The organism is Gramella sp. AN32 (assembly GCF_023718305.1).
GTDB lineage: Bacteria > Bacteroidota > Bacteroidia > Flavobacteriales > Flavobacteriaceae > Christiangramia > Christiangramia antarctica.
In genome coordinates this window covers 14,639-31,743 of record NZ_QEYO01000018.1, presented here as the reverse complement: position 1 = coordinate 31,743, position 17,105 = coordinate 14,639, and the positions used below count along the sequence as shown (strand labels likewise).

Annotated in this window: 5 protein-coding genes; all 5 read right to left on the bottom strand. The window is 39.0% G+C overall.

What is annotated here, in order from left to right:
* Nucleotides 1-6: 6 nt before the first annotated feature.
* The 5 genes from DHD80_RS16195 to DHD80_RS16175 all read right to left on the bottom strand — a co-directional run bounded on the left by DHD80_RS16195 (nt 7) and on the right by DHD80_RS16175 (nt 16,890).
* Entirely contained in the window at nt 7-3,126 is a 3,120-nt protein-coding gene (locus DHD80_RS16195) for a TonB-dependent receptor (RefSeq protein ID WP_251742506.1), read from the bottom strand.
* A 99-nt stretch (nt 3,127-3,225) separates the two neighbouring features.
* Entirely contained in the window at nt 3,226-5,886 is a 2,661-nt protein-coding gene (locus DHD80_RS16190) for a GH92 family glycosyl hydrolase (protein WP_251742505.1), read from the bottom strand.
* A gap of 209 nt (nt 5,887-6,095) precedes the next feature.
* Complete coding sequence (locus tag DHD80_RS16185) at nt 6,096-6,329, bottom strand: tyrosine-type recombinase/integrase (RefSeq protein ID WP_251742504.1); 234 nt, start codon at nt 6,327-6,329, stop codon at nt 6,096-6,098.
* 419 nt (nt 6,330-6,748) lie between these two features.
* Nucleotides 6,749-15,004, bottom strand: coding sequence for a PKD-like domain-containing protein (locus DHD80_RS16180; RefSeq protein WP_251742503.1), 8,256 nt, complete (start codon nt 15,002-15,004; stop codon nt 6,749-6,751).
* A 584-nt stretch (nt 15,005-15,588) separates the two neighbouring features.
* The gene (locus DHD80_RS16175) at nt 15,589-16,890 is read right to left on the bottom strand and encodes a site-specific integrase (protein WP_251742502.1); all 1,302 of its coding nucleotides are present in this window, start codon (nt 16,888-16,890) and stop codon (nt 15,589-15,591) included.
* Between the last annotated feature and the right edge of the window lie 215 nt (nt 16,891-17,105).

Here is a 17,105-nt window from a genome sequence, read left to right as displayed (position 1 = left end):
TTTATTTTAAAATCCTAGGTTAATCCCAAAGGTGTATGTTTTAGTCTGTGGATAATTACCACTATCTATACCTACTATATTAGTAGTTCCTCCATACGCATTCCCTTCCGGATCGTAGCCGCTATAATCTGTTATGGTAAATAAATTGGTGGCACTGGCATAAACTCTTAACCGTTCAATACCAACTTTACTCATAAAGGTATCTGGAACTGTATAACCAAAAGTTAGGTTCTTCAGCCTTACATATGAGGCGTCCTCAACAAAACGGGAGGAAAATGCCGAATTAAATGATTCATTAGCCCTTGCCTGAGGATATCTATTATTCGTGGTTTCTGGGGTCCATCTATTAAGGCCAGCTTCAGCCAAAACATTTTGCTGACCGTTTAAATTTTCAAGGTTCACTAAATTCAAGTTAACCATATCATTACCCTCAGATCCCTGAAAGAACACATTCAAACTAAAGTTCCTATAGGTGAATTCATTACTAAGCCCCCAGGTAAAATCAGCTTCTGCTGTACCAATAACGGTTCGGTCAAACTCATCAATGAAGCCATCAGGAACCCCCTCAGGACCACTTAAATCTTTATATTTTCTATCCCCTGCCTGTGCAGTCTGACCTCTTAATGCAGCAGAACTTGCCGCCTCTTCATCAGATTGGAATATTCCGTCAAAAGCATACCCTTCAAAAGTGCCAATTGGCATACCTTCTCTAAGAATACTACCTCCAACCAAAAGATTGATATCTTCATCCCTGGCGAGGTTGGTAATTTCATTTCGGTTAACTGAAAGGTTCCCTGAAGCATTCCATCCAAATTCACCTGTTAGAATATCTCCTCTTAATTCAATTCCAAAGCCTCTGTTTTTTACATTCCCAACGTTTAATAAGGTAGTTTGAAATCCGGATGTAAATGGAATCGGAGTCCCCAACAGCAAATCTGAAGTCTTTTTATCATAGAAATCTGCCGTAAGGGATAAACGTCCTTCCAATATGGAAAGGTCAACCCCTAAATTTGCCTGTCTTGTAGTTTCCCATTTCAGGTCCTTATTTGGATAACTTGTAGGTTCCTGTCCATAGAATATAGTAGGTTCACCAGATCCAAAATTAAACACCCCTTCTCCAAAAGGAGCAATAAGGGATAAGGAATTATAAGGACCAATAGATTGATTTCCTAAAACACCGTAACTAAGTCTTAATTTCAGATTATAGAAGAATTCGTTATCCTTCATAAATGGCTCATTAATTACTTTCCAGGCAAATGCACCGGAAGGGAAGAAACCATATTTATTGCCTTCAGCAAATTTTGAAGAACCATCTACCCTTCCCGAAACGGTAAAGAGATATTTATCGGCAAGTGAATAATTAACCCTTCCTAAATAGGATATCAAAGACCAGCCTAATTCATTATTTACGGGGTTTTGAGGATTTTCTGCTGCTGCAAGATTATGATAACCAGTTCTGCCATCAGGAAATCCAAAAGCAACTGCACTTAAGGATTCATTTTTGAATTCCTGCATGGTAAATCCAAGCAAGGCAGTTAAATTATCAGTATTATTGAAAGATTTGTTATAGGTTAAGGTATTTTCATTTAACCAGGTCAATGCATTAAGACTGCTAACAGATGCTTCTCCTTTACTATTTTCAGATTGTTTGAGGAAGTTTGGACCAAATGTATTGGATTTCGTTGTTAAAGCATCGATACCAAAACTAGTCCGAAATTTTAGACCTGAAATAATTTCGTAGTCCGCAAAAATATTCCCCAATAATCTGGAGGTAGTAGTATTAGATTCGTATTCTTTTGCTTCAGCCACCGGATTGGCAATTCCTTCCTTACGGTCATGTTCAAAAGTATATCCACCAGGATCATTTGGGTTATAAACCGGCAAAATTGGATTAATCTGCAAAGCATTTGAAATAACCCCTGCGTTTATCTGGCCTGCTCCCGTAAGAACCCCATTGGAGTTAATTCTGGCATATGATAAGTTATTGCCTATACTTAATTTATCATTTAATTGTCTTTCCAGGTTTACCCTAAAGGAATAACGCTCAAAGTCTGAACCTATAACAATCCCATCCTGGGTAAAATATCCACCTGAAAGAGAGTAGCTGGTTTTCTCGTCACCACCGGCAAATGAAATTTGATAGTCTGCAATTGGAGCCATCCTAAAAAGCTCTTCCTGCCAGTCCGTTCCTTTACCAAGGCTTGAAGGATTTACATAAACAGGAGTCCTACCAGCATTGATTGCCGCTTCATTCACAAGTTCAGCATATTGCCCTGCGTTCAGCAAATCCAGCTTTTTACTAACTTCCTGAACTCCGTAATAAGCATTAAAGCTGATGGTCCCTTTACCTTCTTTTCCCTTTTTAGTGGTAATTAAAATTACTCCGTTTGCACCTCGGGAACCATAAATTGCAGTTGCCGATGCATCTTTTAAAATCTCAATAGATTCTATATCATTTGGGTTAATGGTAGCCAATGGTCCAATTCGGGGCCCACGACCACCAACTGAAGTTTCATTTCCATTACTATTGACCAGCATCCCATCAATAACATATAATGGTTCACTACTTGCGTTTACAGAACTCGTACCTCTAATGCGAATATTTGTCTCACCCCCCGGCACTCCGGTAGTTTGTGTAACCTGAACCCCGGCCGCTCTTCCTTGAAGGGCTTGTTCAAAACTTGTAGCCGGTACTGCCTGCAACTCTTCCGAACTTACCGATGAAACAGCCCCCGTAAGATCTGATTTTCTTTGAGAACCGTAGCCAATTAATACCACTTCAGATAATTCACTCATATTGGCCTCAAGCTCAATATTAAAACTTGTATTTAAACCAACACTTACCTCTTTTGTTTTAAAACCAATATAAGAGAAGACAAGAACCGCATCTGTATTAGGAATGGTAATTTCAAAGTGACCATCAAAATCTGTCATTGCGCCTACATCTGTTCCCTTAAGGATCACATTAACCCCTAAAAGTGGCTCTCCACCTGTAGATCTTACGGTTCCAGAAACTGGTATACCCTGCTGCTCAAAAAGATCGTTTGTAAATGCTCCAGCATTGAAGGAAAGGCAGAACAGGAAAATAAAATAAATGCAGGCTTTATATTTACTATGGACTTCCATGTTATAGATTTTTAGTTATTAATATTTATTGTTTTCATAATTCAGTTTAAGCACACTTTTATATTTATAGCAAGATAGATTCAGATAGAGAAGCATCTTTTAGGGTAACTCATGCACACCCCATTCTTTATTTGGTTCAGGTCCAAGATATATATCCAATTCTCCCCCCTTTTGGAAAGTATCATGAGAAAACCAAAATTGGTTATGTTCTTTCCCGTTTAAAAAAGCTTTTTGGATATACATGTTATTCTTTGAATTATTATGGGTTTTTATGGTAAATTCTTTTCCTTCATAGTATTTAGGATCTAACTCTATAATAATTTTGTCGAAAATTGGACTGGTGATATCATAAACAGGATTTTGATCTACATTCCCTTTTAAGTTAAAAATCCCTATCGCCATTAAAGCACTTACCCCACCCATCTGGCCCTGATCTTCATCGTGACCTCCATAACCTAAATCTGGAGTTACTCCACCATAAGCCTGCTCCTTGACTTTCCTTACCCAATATTGTGTTAGCCAAGGTTTGTTTGCATAATTGAATACATGGGCATTGGAACAACCCGGTTGATTAGCATAACTCAAATAACCTTCGCTGTATCCAAAAACGAAATCATCATCTTTTGCCATTTCAAAGGCATGATTAAGTTTCTGGCAAAGCACATCATCTCCACCCATCAATTTTGAAAGCTCTGTAATCCCATGTGAAACAGACCAGGTTGCCTGCCATGCGTTCGCTTCTACCCAACCTTCACCAGAAAGAGGATCGGCATGCATAAACTCCTGTTCTCTATTTTTTGGAAAAATTAAATTTTGATCGTTATTAAAGAGTTTTTTCCAACCTTTTGATCGGTTAGAGAAAAAATTAGCATCTTTTTTCTTACCCATACTCCTGGCCATCTGAGATAAAGCATAATCCTGAAAAGCAGCTTCTAAAGTAATACCCGCATTTCCAGGCCAGTAACCATTTTCTGTATAAAACTTAATATCTGCTGGATCTCCAAGCATTCCTCCTGGTAAAAGATTTTGTTTCACCATCTTATAAGCAACCTCAGAATCGATCTTTGTAAGTAAATCTTTTTGATAAGTACTGGCAATTAAATTTGTTGAAGGCGAGCTAGTCATTATATAAGAATAACCACCACCGGAAGGTCCTCTGGGCAACAGGCCTCCATTTATCGCGTATTGTACCATGGATGAGGAAAGTTCATCCATAACTTCAGGCCAGGCAAGACCCCAGAGTATGTTCAAATTCCACTGTGTAAGCCATAATGCATCTGAATTATACATATTAAATTTTAAATTTCCATTAGAGTCTTTTGGAAGAGTTTTTATTTTGAAGACAGCATCTGTAAATGTTCCTTCTCTAACTCCCGAGGTACGATCAGGATAATCACCTGAAACATCATTAATTTTTTGCCTTCCCAGTAAAACGTGCCATAGGTCAGTATAAAATTTTGTACGTTGATCATGAGTTCCGCCTTCAATCTTTATTTTACCTAGCCAATCGTTCCAAACTTCCCTAGATTCATTTTTAACTTTATTAAAATTCCAGTCTGAAAGTTCATCTTTGAGATTTTTCCTCGCATTTTCTACACTAGTATAAGAAATTGAAATTTTCATTTTCAATTCATCTCCTGCCTTCACATCATAAACAGGGGCAACACCAGCCTGATCACCAACAAGTTCATTTACATTTTCCAGTATTCTGTTACCTCTCCAGCCCTTAAGCCTTTTAAAAGGTTTATCAAATTGAGCAACAAAAAACACCTTAACATCCTTGGGACCACCCCAATAACGATCTACAGTACTAAAGGAACCTTCGATTTCAGTGGCACTAACTTTATTGACCTTTGCATCAGTCATTACGTTATTTCCCACATACCCCCCAAGATTGGTTATTATTTGGGCTTCCATAGGTGTAGTAAATCGGAAATTATAAAAGCTCACCCGTTCAGTACTTGTAAATTCTGTCCAGATATTATGATCTCTTAGAAAAACCCTATGATAACCCGGTCTAACGATCTCATCTTCATGACTAAATTCAGACTTCCAGCTATCCTGACCTCCTCTGGGATCTATTTCCTGTGGAGCAGGCATAATTTCGAGCCCCCCGAGCATCCAACTATGAATCTGTTCAAATCCAAGAATATATTTTTCATTATAATTATATCCACCTCCATATTGATTTTTATTACGAGTAAGAGGAGCTGCCCCAACCATACCAAATGGCCTGGAACCAGTAATAAAATATAGGTATCTCCCCCTATTTGTTTCTATATATGGATCTACCCAGTCCACTGGATCATTAGATTGTTCTGGAGCAGTATAAACCTCTACTTCAGAAAGTCCAATATCTTTACCCTGTGCATCGGTAGCTTCAAATTTAACCCACTCAATCGTTTTCGTATCAAAAGAAATTTCTTTCCCAAATCCGTTATTAGGAAGTTGCCTCACCCAAATAGAAGAACCATCACTAAAACTGAGCTTTCCACCGGCAATATGCTCTTTTTGGGATGCCCTATCATAAATAACTATGCGATTAATTCTTTGAGATTCACTCCAACTCAATTTAACCCAGGGCAACTTGATATACCCCCAGTCTGTGGTGTCACCTTTACAAGCCCATTCCCCTAAATCCCTAACACCAATAATCCCATCTGCGATTTTATTTGAAGAATAGCTAGAATTTAGCTCTGAAGATGAAGTGATTTTGGCCTCAGTTGAAATATTCCTTTGAGCATTAACAACTAGTGTCAAGAATAGAAATATGAGAAAAAAATTGATCCTAGAAAAAATTGAAATCATGCGATCTAAAAAATAAGTATGTTCAAACATATGAACATTTTAATTATTCTCATAATATTTTCTAATATTTTTTTAGAATGGTAAAAAAATATGTATGATTTTAAGTAATTACTATATTTTTACGTGACTGGACCAAGCATTAGCAATAAATGGTCATAGATTTAATCTAAATCATTGATAATGCAACCTCGTTTCATCTTTATTTTTGTTTCTAATCTATTTCGCAATGAGCTCATATCTGTGGATACCATTTGTTCGAGTATCCTGGCATAAATTTGAGTAGTAGAAAGCTTACTATGAACCAACAGTTTTGACACCGTTTCAATGGGAACTCCTTCAGAAAGTGTTACGGTAGTTGCAAAAGTATGGCGAGCTGGGTGGAAAGAAAGTTTCATCGGTATGTCATAAATATCCCTATCTCCTTCAAATATTCATTAATTTTTTGTTGGAGAAAACCGACAGCAATTCTTCTAGGGCATTTCCAATGCCGTTATCAGATTTTTTCAAGATGTTAAGCACTTTATTCAAAAAGGGAATTTTTACTGATTCATCATTCTATTCCCCTTTTGTGAATATCCAGTAATCCCCATCAATTCCACACGATATGCTTTTCCCAAGCAGTTTTACATCGATATAGGAAAAGCCGGTGTAACAGATTTAGAAGTGCTTTTTCAGCAAGTACTTCCTTTTAAGTCTCGTTTTTAAAAGAATACGAAGATTTCTCAATAATTTTATTTTAAGCATTAATATTGATTGCTTAAAACAAAAAAAACCAGACATATAAGCAGAAAGGGAAGACAGGAAATTTTTCCAGCTAATTCTCAACGATAAACTTTTTATCTGTAATTCCCTCATCATCAATAATCTTGATGATATAAACTCCGGCGGGATAAGTATTCATTTTGAATTCAAAAAATTCCTGGACCGGTATTTCCGTGAATTCCTGAAGCAGTTTACCTCCAATATCAAAGATCATAATTCTGGAAACCTGTGAGAGTTCAGGATTTTTCAACATGAAATTATTGGTTTCGGAATAATATTCCACTTCCATCAGTCCGGACTCTAAAACAGGTTTTTCAGGTTTTGGAACAAGTTCATTATAAAAAATAATTTCAAATCTATCCTTGATTTCTCCAGGCTCCGCTTCAGTTTTATATGCTGAATTTTTAAGATCGTGAATACTATCTTTTTGTTTATCCTTCAAATAAACCGGTATGTTTTGATCCCAATTTTCAAGGCTATCAATCCTGATGGTGAATTCTTCCTGAAGATTTACGCGAATTCCTAATGGCAGCACTTTGTCTTTATAAAAATTGGGAATGGCCTGGATCACAAATGGGTTTTCTTCAATAATCCAGTATATATCTTCTATATTTTTATCGATCATAGGCGCATCATAGCCTAGGTCAAAGTTCGTAGAGGAAAGTACATCACCAGTTGCTAAAATTTGCCGGTGATATCCTTCCGCCGATTCGTATTTCAACCTGATCTTAGGCCTTAAATCTTCTGAAAACACTGCTTTTGATACTTGTTTGGTAATTTCTTCCTGCTGAAGGAATTGGGAATTACCCGGATTTTCCCTTACATAGATGCGCTGACTGTTTTTGAAAGTTACTTCCCCACCCTGAATAGCAAAATTATTGTTCGTGTTTCCATCTATCACCGTATTTACAAAGAATCCCTGGCCTACCGGAATATATTTAGCCGGTATTTTTGAACCTCCATTGCCATTGGAATTAATTCGTGAGTCATTTGATACTCCGGAAACCCCGCCTGATAGGTTCATCGCAGCATAACCCCCAATATATTCTTCAAGGACATGGGTATCCTCTTTCCCGAAGTGGTCCCAGAAATAAAGTGTTCCATTAAATACATTTTTCGAATTTCTACCTCCAGTAATATCTTTTAGATTGTCCCTTAAAAATTCGGTCGCATCTATTGCTGAAGGATATGGATTTCCCACAAGGCGGTTTTCACCGATTGAGATTGATAATTGAATGAGGCCATTGTTCGGTTTGCCCACAAAAGTATAGTTTTGAAGATCTTGAATGGGCACGTAACCCCTGGTCCCTTTCATACTAAAACCTTCTCCCGCTTTTATAAGTGAATTCGCATAAATACCTTCCCATGATAAATAATCATCTGCCGGACCGTGAAATTTATAAAGCCAGTATTCGCTTATTCTTAAGGCTCCGCTATAATTTCCATCAGCATATGAATATTGTTCATTAAAGGAAATGTTTTGTGGTGATGAAACATTGCTTCCGTCTTTTAAAACTTCTGAAATTTTGAACCCGGAATTATTAGCTTCTCCCACCAGGCTTACCGGTACGGTCCAGTAATTATAATTAAAACTGTTCAATGTTCCCTGCTGGTCTTTTTCGATATGACCGCTACTTTCTTCTGCCAGAATACTATTTTCATATTGGATCAACTGGGATTCCCCATTGAGATCGATCACGCCATCCAATTTAAGGTAATGGCTTATTTCCAGCGAATTCCCGCTAAAATTATTATCTCCCATCATGTCCAACGTGCCACTTTCTGAAAGTAAACCTAAAAGCTGGATATCACTTTTATTATTTGGAGTACCTGAATTTTTAACGTCTCCTCGCAGAATTACGATATTCCAGTTGATGTCTTCGGAAGGAGAAATACTCAGTGAATTTGGAGCATCCCAAACATCGCGCTGATTTATATTCCTGCCCATATAAACTGTAGGCAAGGTCCAGGTAGCTTTATTAAACCATTCCCCGTTGGCATTAGATTCTAAAATATAGGGAAGTGGCGCAGAATTTTCCTGTTCGGTTTGAATATTTCTCAATTCACCTGGGATAGCGTTCACCGCAAGATCTGCGGTGAATCCATCTTGAACCTCAGCACTTATCAATCTGTAATAACCTTCCAAATTGTTCCATGTAAGGTTACCGGGTACATTCATGGGTAAAATTTCGCCTTTTACAGCAGTATTATTATTCTTAATTCGCTGGTTCATCATAAACCTTAGTTGTTCTTGGGAAAGACTAGTCTTCCAAATTCTCATTTCTTCGATCCAGCCGTGAAAATGATTTTCAGGAACCGCAGATGCCGAAGCATTGTACATTGCTCCAACCAAAAACGGACTCGCGATCGTATTTGGGCTGCCCCCTGCCCCGGCCCTTATTTCCACGCCATCCACATACAACTTAATTTCAGCAGAGCTGGCAATTACCGCGAGATGATACCAACGATCTGTATCAATTTTAAAACTAGAGGTTATCGATTGATTATTGTAATTAAAAGAAGGTTTCCCATTGTCAATAACAAGGTCATATCCTCCAGAATTCAGGTTGGCAGCATCCCTTTTAGAGAAAATAGTTTTTATACCATTTAGAGAGTGAGGTTTTACCCAGGCTTCCAGGGTAAAATTATTTCCCAGGGAATAGGCATCACCCATAAATACGTAATCGTTATCTCCATCAAAATCCAGTTTACTACATCCTCCGGGAAAGTTAATCTCTATAATTTGGCTTAATTCAGGACATCCATTTAACGGGGTTACCGTCCATTGCACGGAATAGGTGGTGTTGGGCAATCCTTTTAAGACAGCATTCGGTAAATCGGGATCGTTTAAAGTTCCTCCATCGCCTGCAACAATTTCCCATTTTCCCATAGCCAGGTTTGGATCTACAGGTTCAGCAGAAAGTTGGGCAGTGGTGATTCCACAGGTGGTTAAATTCTGGGGTTCCCCGGCATCGATGAGAATTTCTTCCGGCTGGGTTAAAGTGAAAGCTTTGGTTAAAGTCACACAGTTATAAATGGTACTTACTGAAAAAAGGTAATTCCCTGCATTTAAAGTATCCAAACTTTCGATTCCGGTAGCGCTGGCAATCTCCGCAACAGCTTCTCCAGATTCATTCAGAATTTGAATGAGGTATTCCGGGGTTTCTTCCGGCATAAAACCACCGGCGAGTTCAATACTGGCAAAACCATCTGCAGATTCATAACAGCTTAGTGCTGAAAAATCTGTCGCAATAATTTCTAAGGGTTCAGGCTCTAAAATTGTAATTTCAGAAAAAGCGGAACATCCATTTTCATCTGTTACCGTGACCAAATAGGTTCCCTGCGCCAAACCCGTTGCAGTGGCCGTAGTTTGCCCGTCACTCCATAAATAGGTAAAAGGCGCTTTCCCACTTAGCGACGTGACCGTAGCTTCTCCCGCACTTCCGTTGAAACAATTGTTATTACTAACGGCTACTTCGATTACCGGGCTTGGATGTATCGTAATATTAAGGGTATCGCTTACCGGCTCACAGGGAGCATCTGGCGAATCTGAGGTTAAGATCAATTCAACAAAACCGGTTTCAATCTCAGACTCACTGGGTGTATATATTGCGTCCAATTTAGAAGAGTCCGGGTTATAAGTTCCCAAACCTCCGCTCCAAATTCCTGATGTAACAGAACCTGAAATCATACCGTTTAACTGAATGTCAGCAGTTTCGGCACAGATGCTAAAATCTTCTCCGGCATTTGTGATCGTTTCCGGGATCACCATTACTTCGGTACTTTTTGTTGGGTTAGCACATCCATAGAAGTCGGTAACAGTGAGTTCATAAACTCCTGAATTTTCAACAGTGGCATTTTCTATGACCGGGTTTTCTTCGGAAGAGGTAAAATTATCAGGCCCTGTCCAGCTGTAGATGATGGGTTCCCTTCCACCTTCCATATTGGCATTTAACTGAATAGTGCCGCCCTGGCAGGCGGGGCCATCGTTGGAGGGGTTAAAATCATACTCCACCGCGCTAATTTCAGCAAAAGAAATATCGTCTATCCCAAAATCATTTCCATCACGAATGGTATTTTCATTAATTATTTGAATTTTTACCTGGGTGTTATTACCTGAATTCCAAACCTGTGCATTAAAAAATTCTAACCATTCTCCCACATTTTGAAAAGTCAGATCCCCTAGGGTAGATTCAGATGATATTTGATCCTGTCCGTTATTACCAGGAACAAGAACAACCAACCTCAGGCGGGCATATTTATCTGCTTCAGTCCGGGAAACCAGATTGGTGGTCCATGCCCCAAAATAATAGTCGGTATTAGGTTTTACCTCCAGATACCCAGTAGTCTCCCAAACCACATTTCCCAAATTGGGATCTCCGTTAACAATCATAAAGTTTCCGGTTCCGCTGGTATGATCTCCATTGTCACTAAAATCTGTATGGTAATCGTTAGAATTCTGGTCTACGGCATAAAGCCCTTCCGGATATAGCTCATTTCTCACTCCAGGATTATCAGTCCTAAAGCCATATTGAGTTCTAAAGCCAGTATTTCCCTGTTCAAAATCTCCATTTACTACAAGATTCTCTGAAATATCGATGTTTGCTGAACCTTCGCAACCGTTATCCATAACCCGCAGGGTATAACCCTGTGCCGAAATAACATCGATAGAAGATCCTGTACCCAAAACCTCTCCTGAAGAAGTCCATTCGTATTCATCATAATTTCCTTCTACGTATAATTTAATTTTATTGGGTTCATTGGGATAAGCACAGTAATCTGCCAGGATTTTGGGTTGGGGTGGTTTTTTAACAATAACTTCAATCGTCTCTACCCCTGGACATTCCAGGTCAGGATCGCTATAGGTTACCGTAAAAATGGTGGTTTCAGTTAGTGATATATTCTCGGGGTTTTGTTCTGTAGAAGTCCAGGTACTGGTATTCGAAGCCCAGGTAATATTTTGATCCTGTGCCGCTTCTCCCGTCAAAATAATATTATCAAGAGCCCACCAGTACCCCCAGTTTGCGCTATACCTAAACCGAATATAAAGGGTTTCCTGGCCTACATAACCGTTTAAATTAACAACGTCTCGATTGTTAGAAGAAATATTGATGTCATAGACGGTTTGCCAGTCCTGGTTGTTTGTGGAAACCTGTACTTCTCCCAGACTACTATAATGTTGATAATATTGCCAGAAAGAAAGTTCCAGGGTAGAATACCCCACAGTATTTATGGGATTGCTGTACTTTAAGATAGTTTCGGTATAGCCCCCCCGGCCCTGAGCGTCGCTATTAGACATGATAAATTGTGAATTATCGTCTGATTGTATATTTACGTTATATCCTGGGGAATACCCGTTTGATCTTAACGTCCATGCAGCAGCAGAAGGATTGCCACTGGTAGAATTGTTCGTTGTGCTCCAGTTAGCTAGTCCGTTATTGAAGTTTTCTTCAAATAAGACAGGCTCTAGAGAGCCGGCAATCTCAATTTCAGAAAATAAATCAATGGCCTCACCTTCACAAATTTCAATTTTGGATGCTGAAGCTGTTACTTTAGGGCCAGACAGTAGGGAAAAACTGATATTATCTTCTGTAATACATCCACTGGGAGTCTCTATCGTTATAAAATAGGTTACACCTACTTCCACCCCAGTATCGTTGTAAAGTGTTTCGTTGATACTTCCAGTTCCTGAAGCGGCAGGATTTCCCACAACGGCATTTCTTCTCCAACGTATGGTAGAATTATTAATATTGCTTTGGGGAGTATAGGAAACAGATTCCCCATTACATTTATCGGCAATTGGATTATCTATGAGTTTTGGCTCTGGTTCAATAACCACTTCAATCTCCTGAGTGCTTGAGCAGCCATTAGGTGCAGTTAAAGTAAAAACATAGGTAGCGGTAATTGCGCTACCCGAAGTATTGATAAGCGTTTCATTGGGGTTGGCTGAATTTCTTTCAGATGAATCACTTGCTGCATTTTCTGCTATTGCTGTGCGACTCCAACTAAACGTGGTTCCTTCAATATCACTTTCTGGGGTATAGTCAAAATTTGTGCTGCTGCAAATAAAGGCTGGCGCTGCATTGCTATTTATTAATTTCGGTTGAATTTTATCAATAGTAATCTCCTTTATAACAGAGCAACCTGAGGAAGTGGTGCCTTCAATATAATAGGTACCTGTGCCTACCTCAGCGGGGTTGCCCACTACGGAAGTACCTTCTGCATCTGTCCAGTAATTGAAGCTTAAGCCGGAAGTAGAACCAGCGGTAATTTCCGGTGCCGTTAAATCTACTGAAGTGGCACATTCCGGAATATTGATTTGGAGGTCTGGAGTAGTATTTACACTTACCTTTACCGGAATGGGGGTTCCGGAACATCCATGGGAAGTTGGTGTTACGCTGTAAGTCACCGTAGCTACACCTGCTGTTTCATTGAGTAATGTTTGCTGAATTTGGGAACCTTCACCAGCAGTTGCTCCCTGAATGCTTCCAGACGGTGAAATTTCAGCAATGGTCCAGCTGAAAGTCGTTTCTTGAACAGAACCAGAAAAGGAAATATTGGTTTCACTTCCGGTGCAAATTTCTTGTGAGGAAGGAGAAATAGCCACATTTGGCGTGGGGTTAACCGTTATTTCAAAAGTCTTAATGTCCCCTTCACAGCCGTTGGCTTTAGGAAGGATTTCAATAATGACCGTTTTGGGTTGATCGGTATTATTAACAGGGGTAAAAGAAGGAATTTTGGTAAGGTTATTTTTATCGTTCAGGCCAATTGCAGTACCTCCTGAAATATCAAATTGAACACCCGGAGGTACGCCGGTAAGTGGGATTTCCTCGGTTTGCAATCCATTACAATATAACTGATCTTCCACTAGATCTGCTTCAGGTTTTGGTTTTACTTCAATGCTAAAGGTCTTTACGCCACCCTCGCAATCATTTGCAGTCGGGGTAATCGTGATCGTAGAAATTTGACTTTCATTGGTGTTATTAGTTGCTGTGAATGCCGGAATATTTCCCTCTCCGCTTGTTGGAAGTCCGGTTGCGGGATTGTCGTTACTCCAGCTTATTCTCGTATTCGAAAAGGCGGTGGTAAAATTAATGGCACTTACACTTTCGCCTTCGCAAATGACAACATTTTCCACGGAATTTACCACCGGGGTCGGATTTACCAGAATACTGAAAGTTTCCGGCTCCCCTTCGCACCCATTGGCGGTTGGGGTTACTGTAATTTCAGCGGTGATAGGATTGTTGGTAGCATTGCTAGCGGTGAATGAGTTGATAGGTCCAGTTCCGCTTCCTGTAAGACCTATGGTCGGATTATCATTTGTCCATTTGTTGGTAGTTCCATTTACGCTGCTCCCGGAAAAAGTGATTACTTCCGTATCGGTCCCATTGCAGATCACTATATTTTCTACGGAATTCACCGTTGGGGTAGGATTTACTAAAATGCTAAATGTTTCCGGTGCGCCTTCACATCCATTGGCGATTGGCGTTACCGTAATTACCGCAGTAATGGGACTATTGGTAGTATTTGTAGCGGTGAATGGGTTGATAGGTCCACTTCCGCTTCCGGGAAGGCCTATAGCTGTATTATTGTTTGTCCATTCATAGGCGGTTCCATTTACGGTACTGCCTGAAAATGATATTTGGGGAACATTTTCAGCATTACAAAGAGTGATATTTTCCACTGGATTTACAGCCGGTTGCGGAAAAACCTTGATTTCAAAGACTTCTGAATTTCCTTCACAACCATTATAAGTGGGAGTTACGGTAATGGTTGCAGTTTGTATTTGGTTGCTCGTATTATTGACTATAAAAGGCTGAATATTGCCGGTACCTGAAGCAGCCAGGCCAATAGAAGTGTTACTATTCTGCCATCCGTAAGTAGCCGAAGAATTATTCACCTGAAAATTGATAGCACCAATAGTTTCCCCTACACAAGCTTCTATATCCTGAGGTTTAGTAACTTCAGGATAATTGTAAACGTCTATGCTAATAGTATTACTGAACGATTCATTCACTGTCTCAGAGCAGGTGAAGTTTACTTTCAACCTAACTTCGTCATTATTAATAAAGGAGGAGCTTGTGAAATTTGAAGTATTCGCTCCGTTTATGTCTAAGTTATTCACTTGCCACTGATAAGAAGCTGCCCATTCATTTCCACCACTAATGCTGGATTGAAACAACACTTCCTCTCCTTCACAAATAGTTTCCGTATTTGCATTGATATTTACTGTCGGAGTAGTTGTACACTGACTGTAACTATTGGGAATTGAAATGATTAAAAAGAGTAAAAAAGTAATTTTACCCATAGGCATAGAATTAGGCGTATCGATAAAAGTACTGAATTAATCGATAAAAAGATAATTGCCTGATGAAATCTTATTTAGGTTGTTTGTATAGCATACTGGATGTATCTATAAAATTTAGGTTTTCAAATGGGAAATAGAAGTTCGTCACTGGTTTTAGCGGTTTAAAAATAGCCTATTCACGTGTCCCGATCTCTTTTAAAGAATTTTATTAAATTAAAAATCTTTATGCAAAAAACTTGTTGAATACGCTGGAAAACACTTGCCACGCTTTGTTCGGTAAATGCAAAAGGAGTAGTCAGACTAAATTTGATGTTCTCAGGAAGCTTATCACAATTTGTGATAAGCTCTCTCCAGGCATTCTTGGATAACTGAAACATAAAGTCTCGGAAATCGTTTGTTCGAGTACTCTGGTATCTCCTTCATATAGTTCCGCCAGGTCAAAATCTAGTTTTACTTTGTTGCCGTGGATATGGTGGATTTTGGTTTTTATAATCGATAAATCCATTGTCTTTGTTTTTTGGCTATAGTATCGCAATTTGTGATATCAAATTCTTGTATTTTTTTGTTTAAGGCGTTTCTGATAGTTACTGTTTTGGACTTCTACATACAATTTTCAAATGACTGTAATCCGTATCCCTATATGCTAACCCCTTTTTGGAATTGGCTTTCAACTTTGCCTTTAAATGCATCATATCCTTACTGATTTTCTTTTCAACTACTCTGGCATATCTTTGCGTCGTAGATAACTTAGTGTGGCCCAACATTTTTGAGACTGTTTCGATGGGGACATCGTTTAAAAGTGTAATGGTGGTCGCAAATGTATGTCGCGCTACATGAAAGGTCAGGTTCTTATCGAAATTGCACATCTTAGCTATTTTCTTGAGGTATTGATTTACTTTTTGGTCACTGAATACCCGTAGAAGTGAATAATCATTTTCAGGAGAGGGATAATCAGCGTATTCGTCAAGAATTGCTTTTGCTTCATCCAGCAAAGGAAACATTACGGGAGTGTTCGATTTCTGGCGTCTCACCATTATCCATTGCTCGCCATCTATTCCTTGCACAACATCCTTCCTTTTCAAATTCTTCACCTCAATATAACAGAGCCCGGTATAACATGAGAACACGAATATATTCCTTACCAAACGCATGCTTTGGTCAGGTAAGGGAATTGTTTTTATCATTTCAAGCTCGAATTGCTCTAAGAAAGGACAGTCAAATTCTTCAAACTTCAGTTCATACAAGGCAAAAGGGTGTGACTTGATCCAACCATGTTTAAAGGCAAGGGTCGTAAATTTCTGTAGCCGCTCCAAATGTTTCATTATGCCATTATTGTTCAATGGTTGGGATTTACGTAAGGGTGGGCAAGTACGAAGGTAATTTTCAAACTTGACGATAAATGAATAATCGATTTGGGTCAAGTACACATCATCTGACTTGAACTGCTTTTTTATGAAGCGATAAATGTACTTTTCTGTGGCACTATAGTTCTTTACGGTGCCTGGAGCCAATTTTGCAAATTCGTTCTCTCTATGGTAACGTATGAGGTCTTTGCAAGTTAAGATCGCCTTATCCCTCCCCAAATAGCGAAGTTTAACAGCTTGTGCCGTAATAAGCCTCCCTTCAGCTTTTAGCTCTTTGTAGGCTTTATTGATTCTGGATTTTACGTCATCCAGGGTTTCATTAATGTGCCTTGCATTTTTTGTCCGGATCTTTGCTCGACGGGACATAGCGCACCAATGCTTTTCCAAAATAGATTCCTTTGCACTTACATCTACTGGAATGCTATCTACCCAGATACGGGCATAGATGGGAAAGGTCCCATCCTTTTTGATTGAGGTCTTTTTCAACCAAAAACGGACGTTAAAAGTGTGTGAAATTGTCATTACTTTCGTTTTTAATTATAAAATCAGTTAAACGAAAGCCAAATCGCCTCGAAAGTCAAATACGGGCTATGAACTATAAATTTAGGAATTTATTTCCTAAAAAATAGGACACTAAATAGGACACTAAGAGATTTGCCCTCAAATGGAAACAAAAAAAACCAGTAAAAATGTATTTTACTGGTTTTCATTCATTTGCGTATTAAAAAACTAATTTT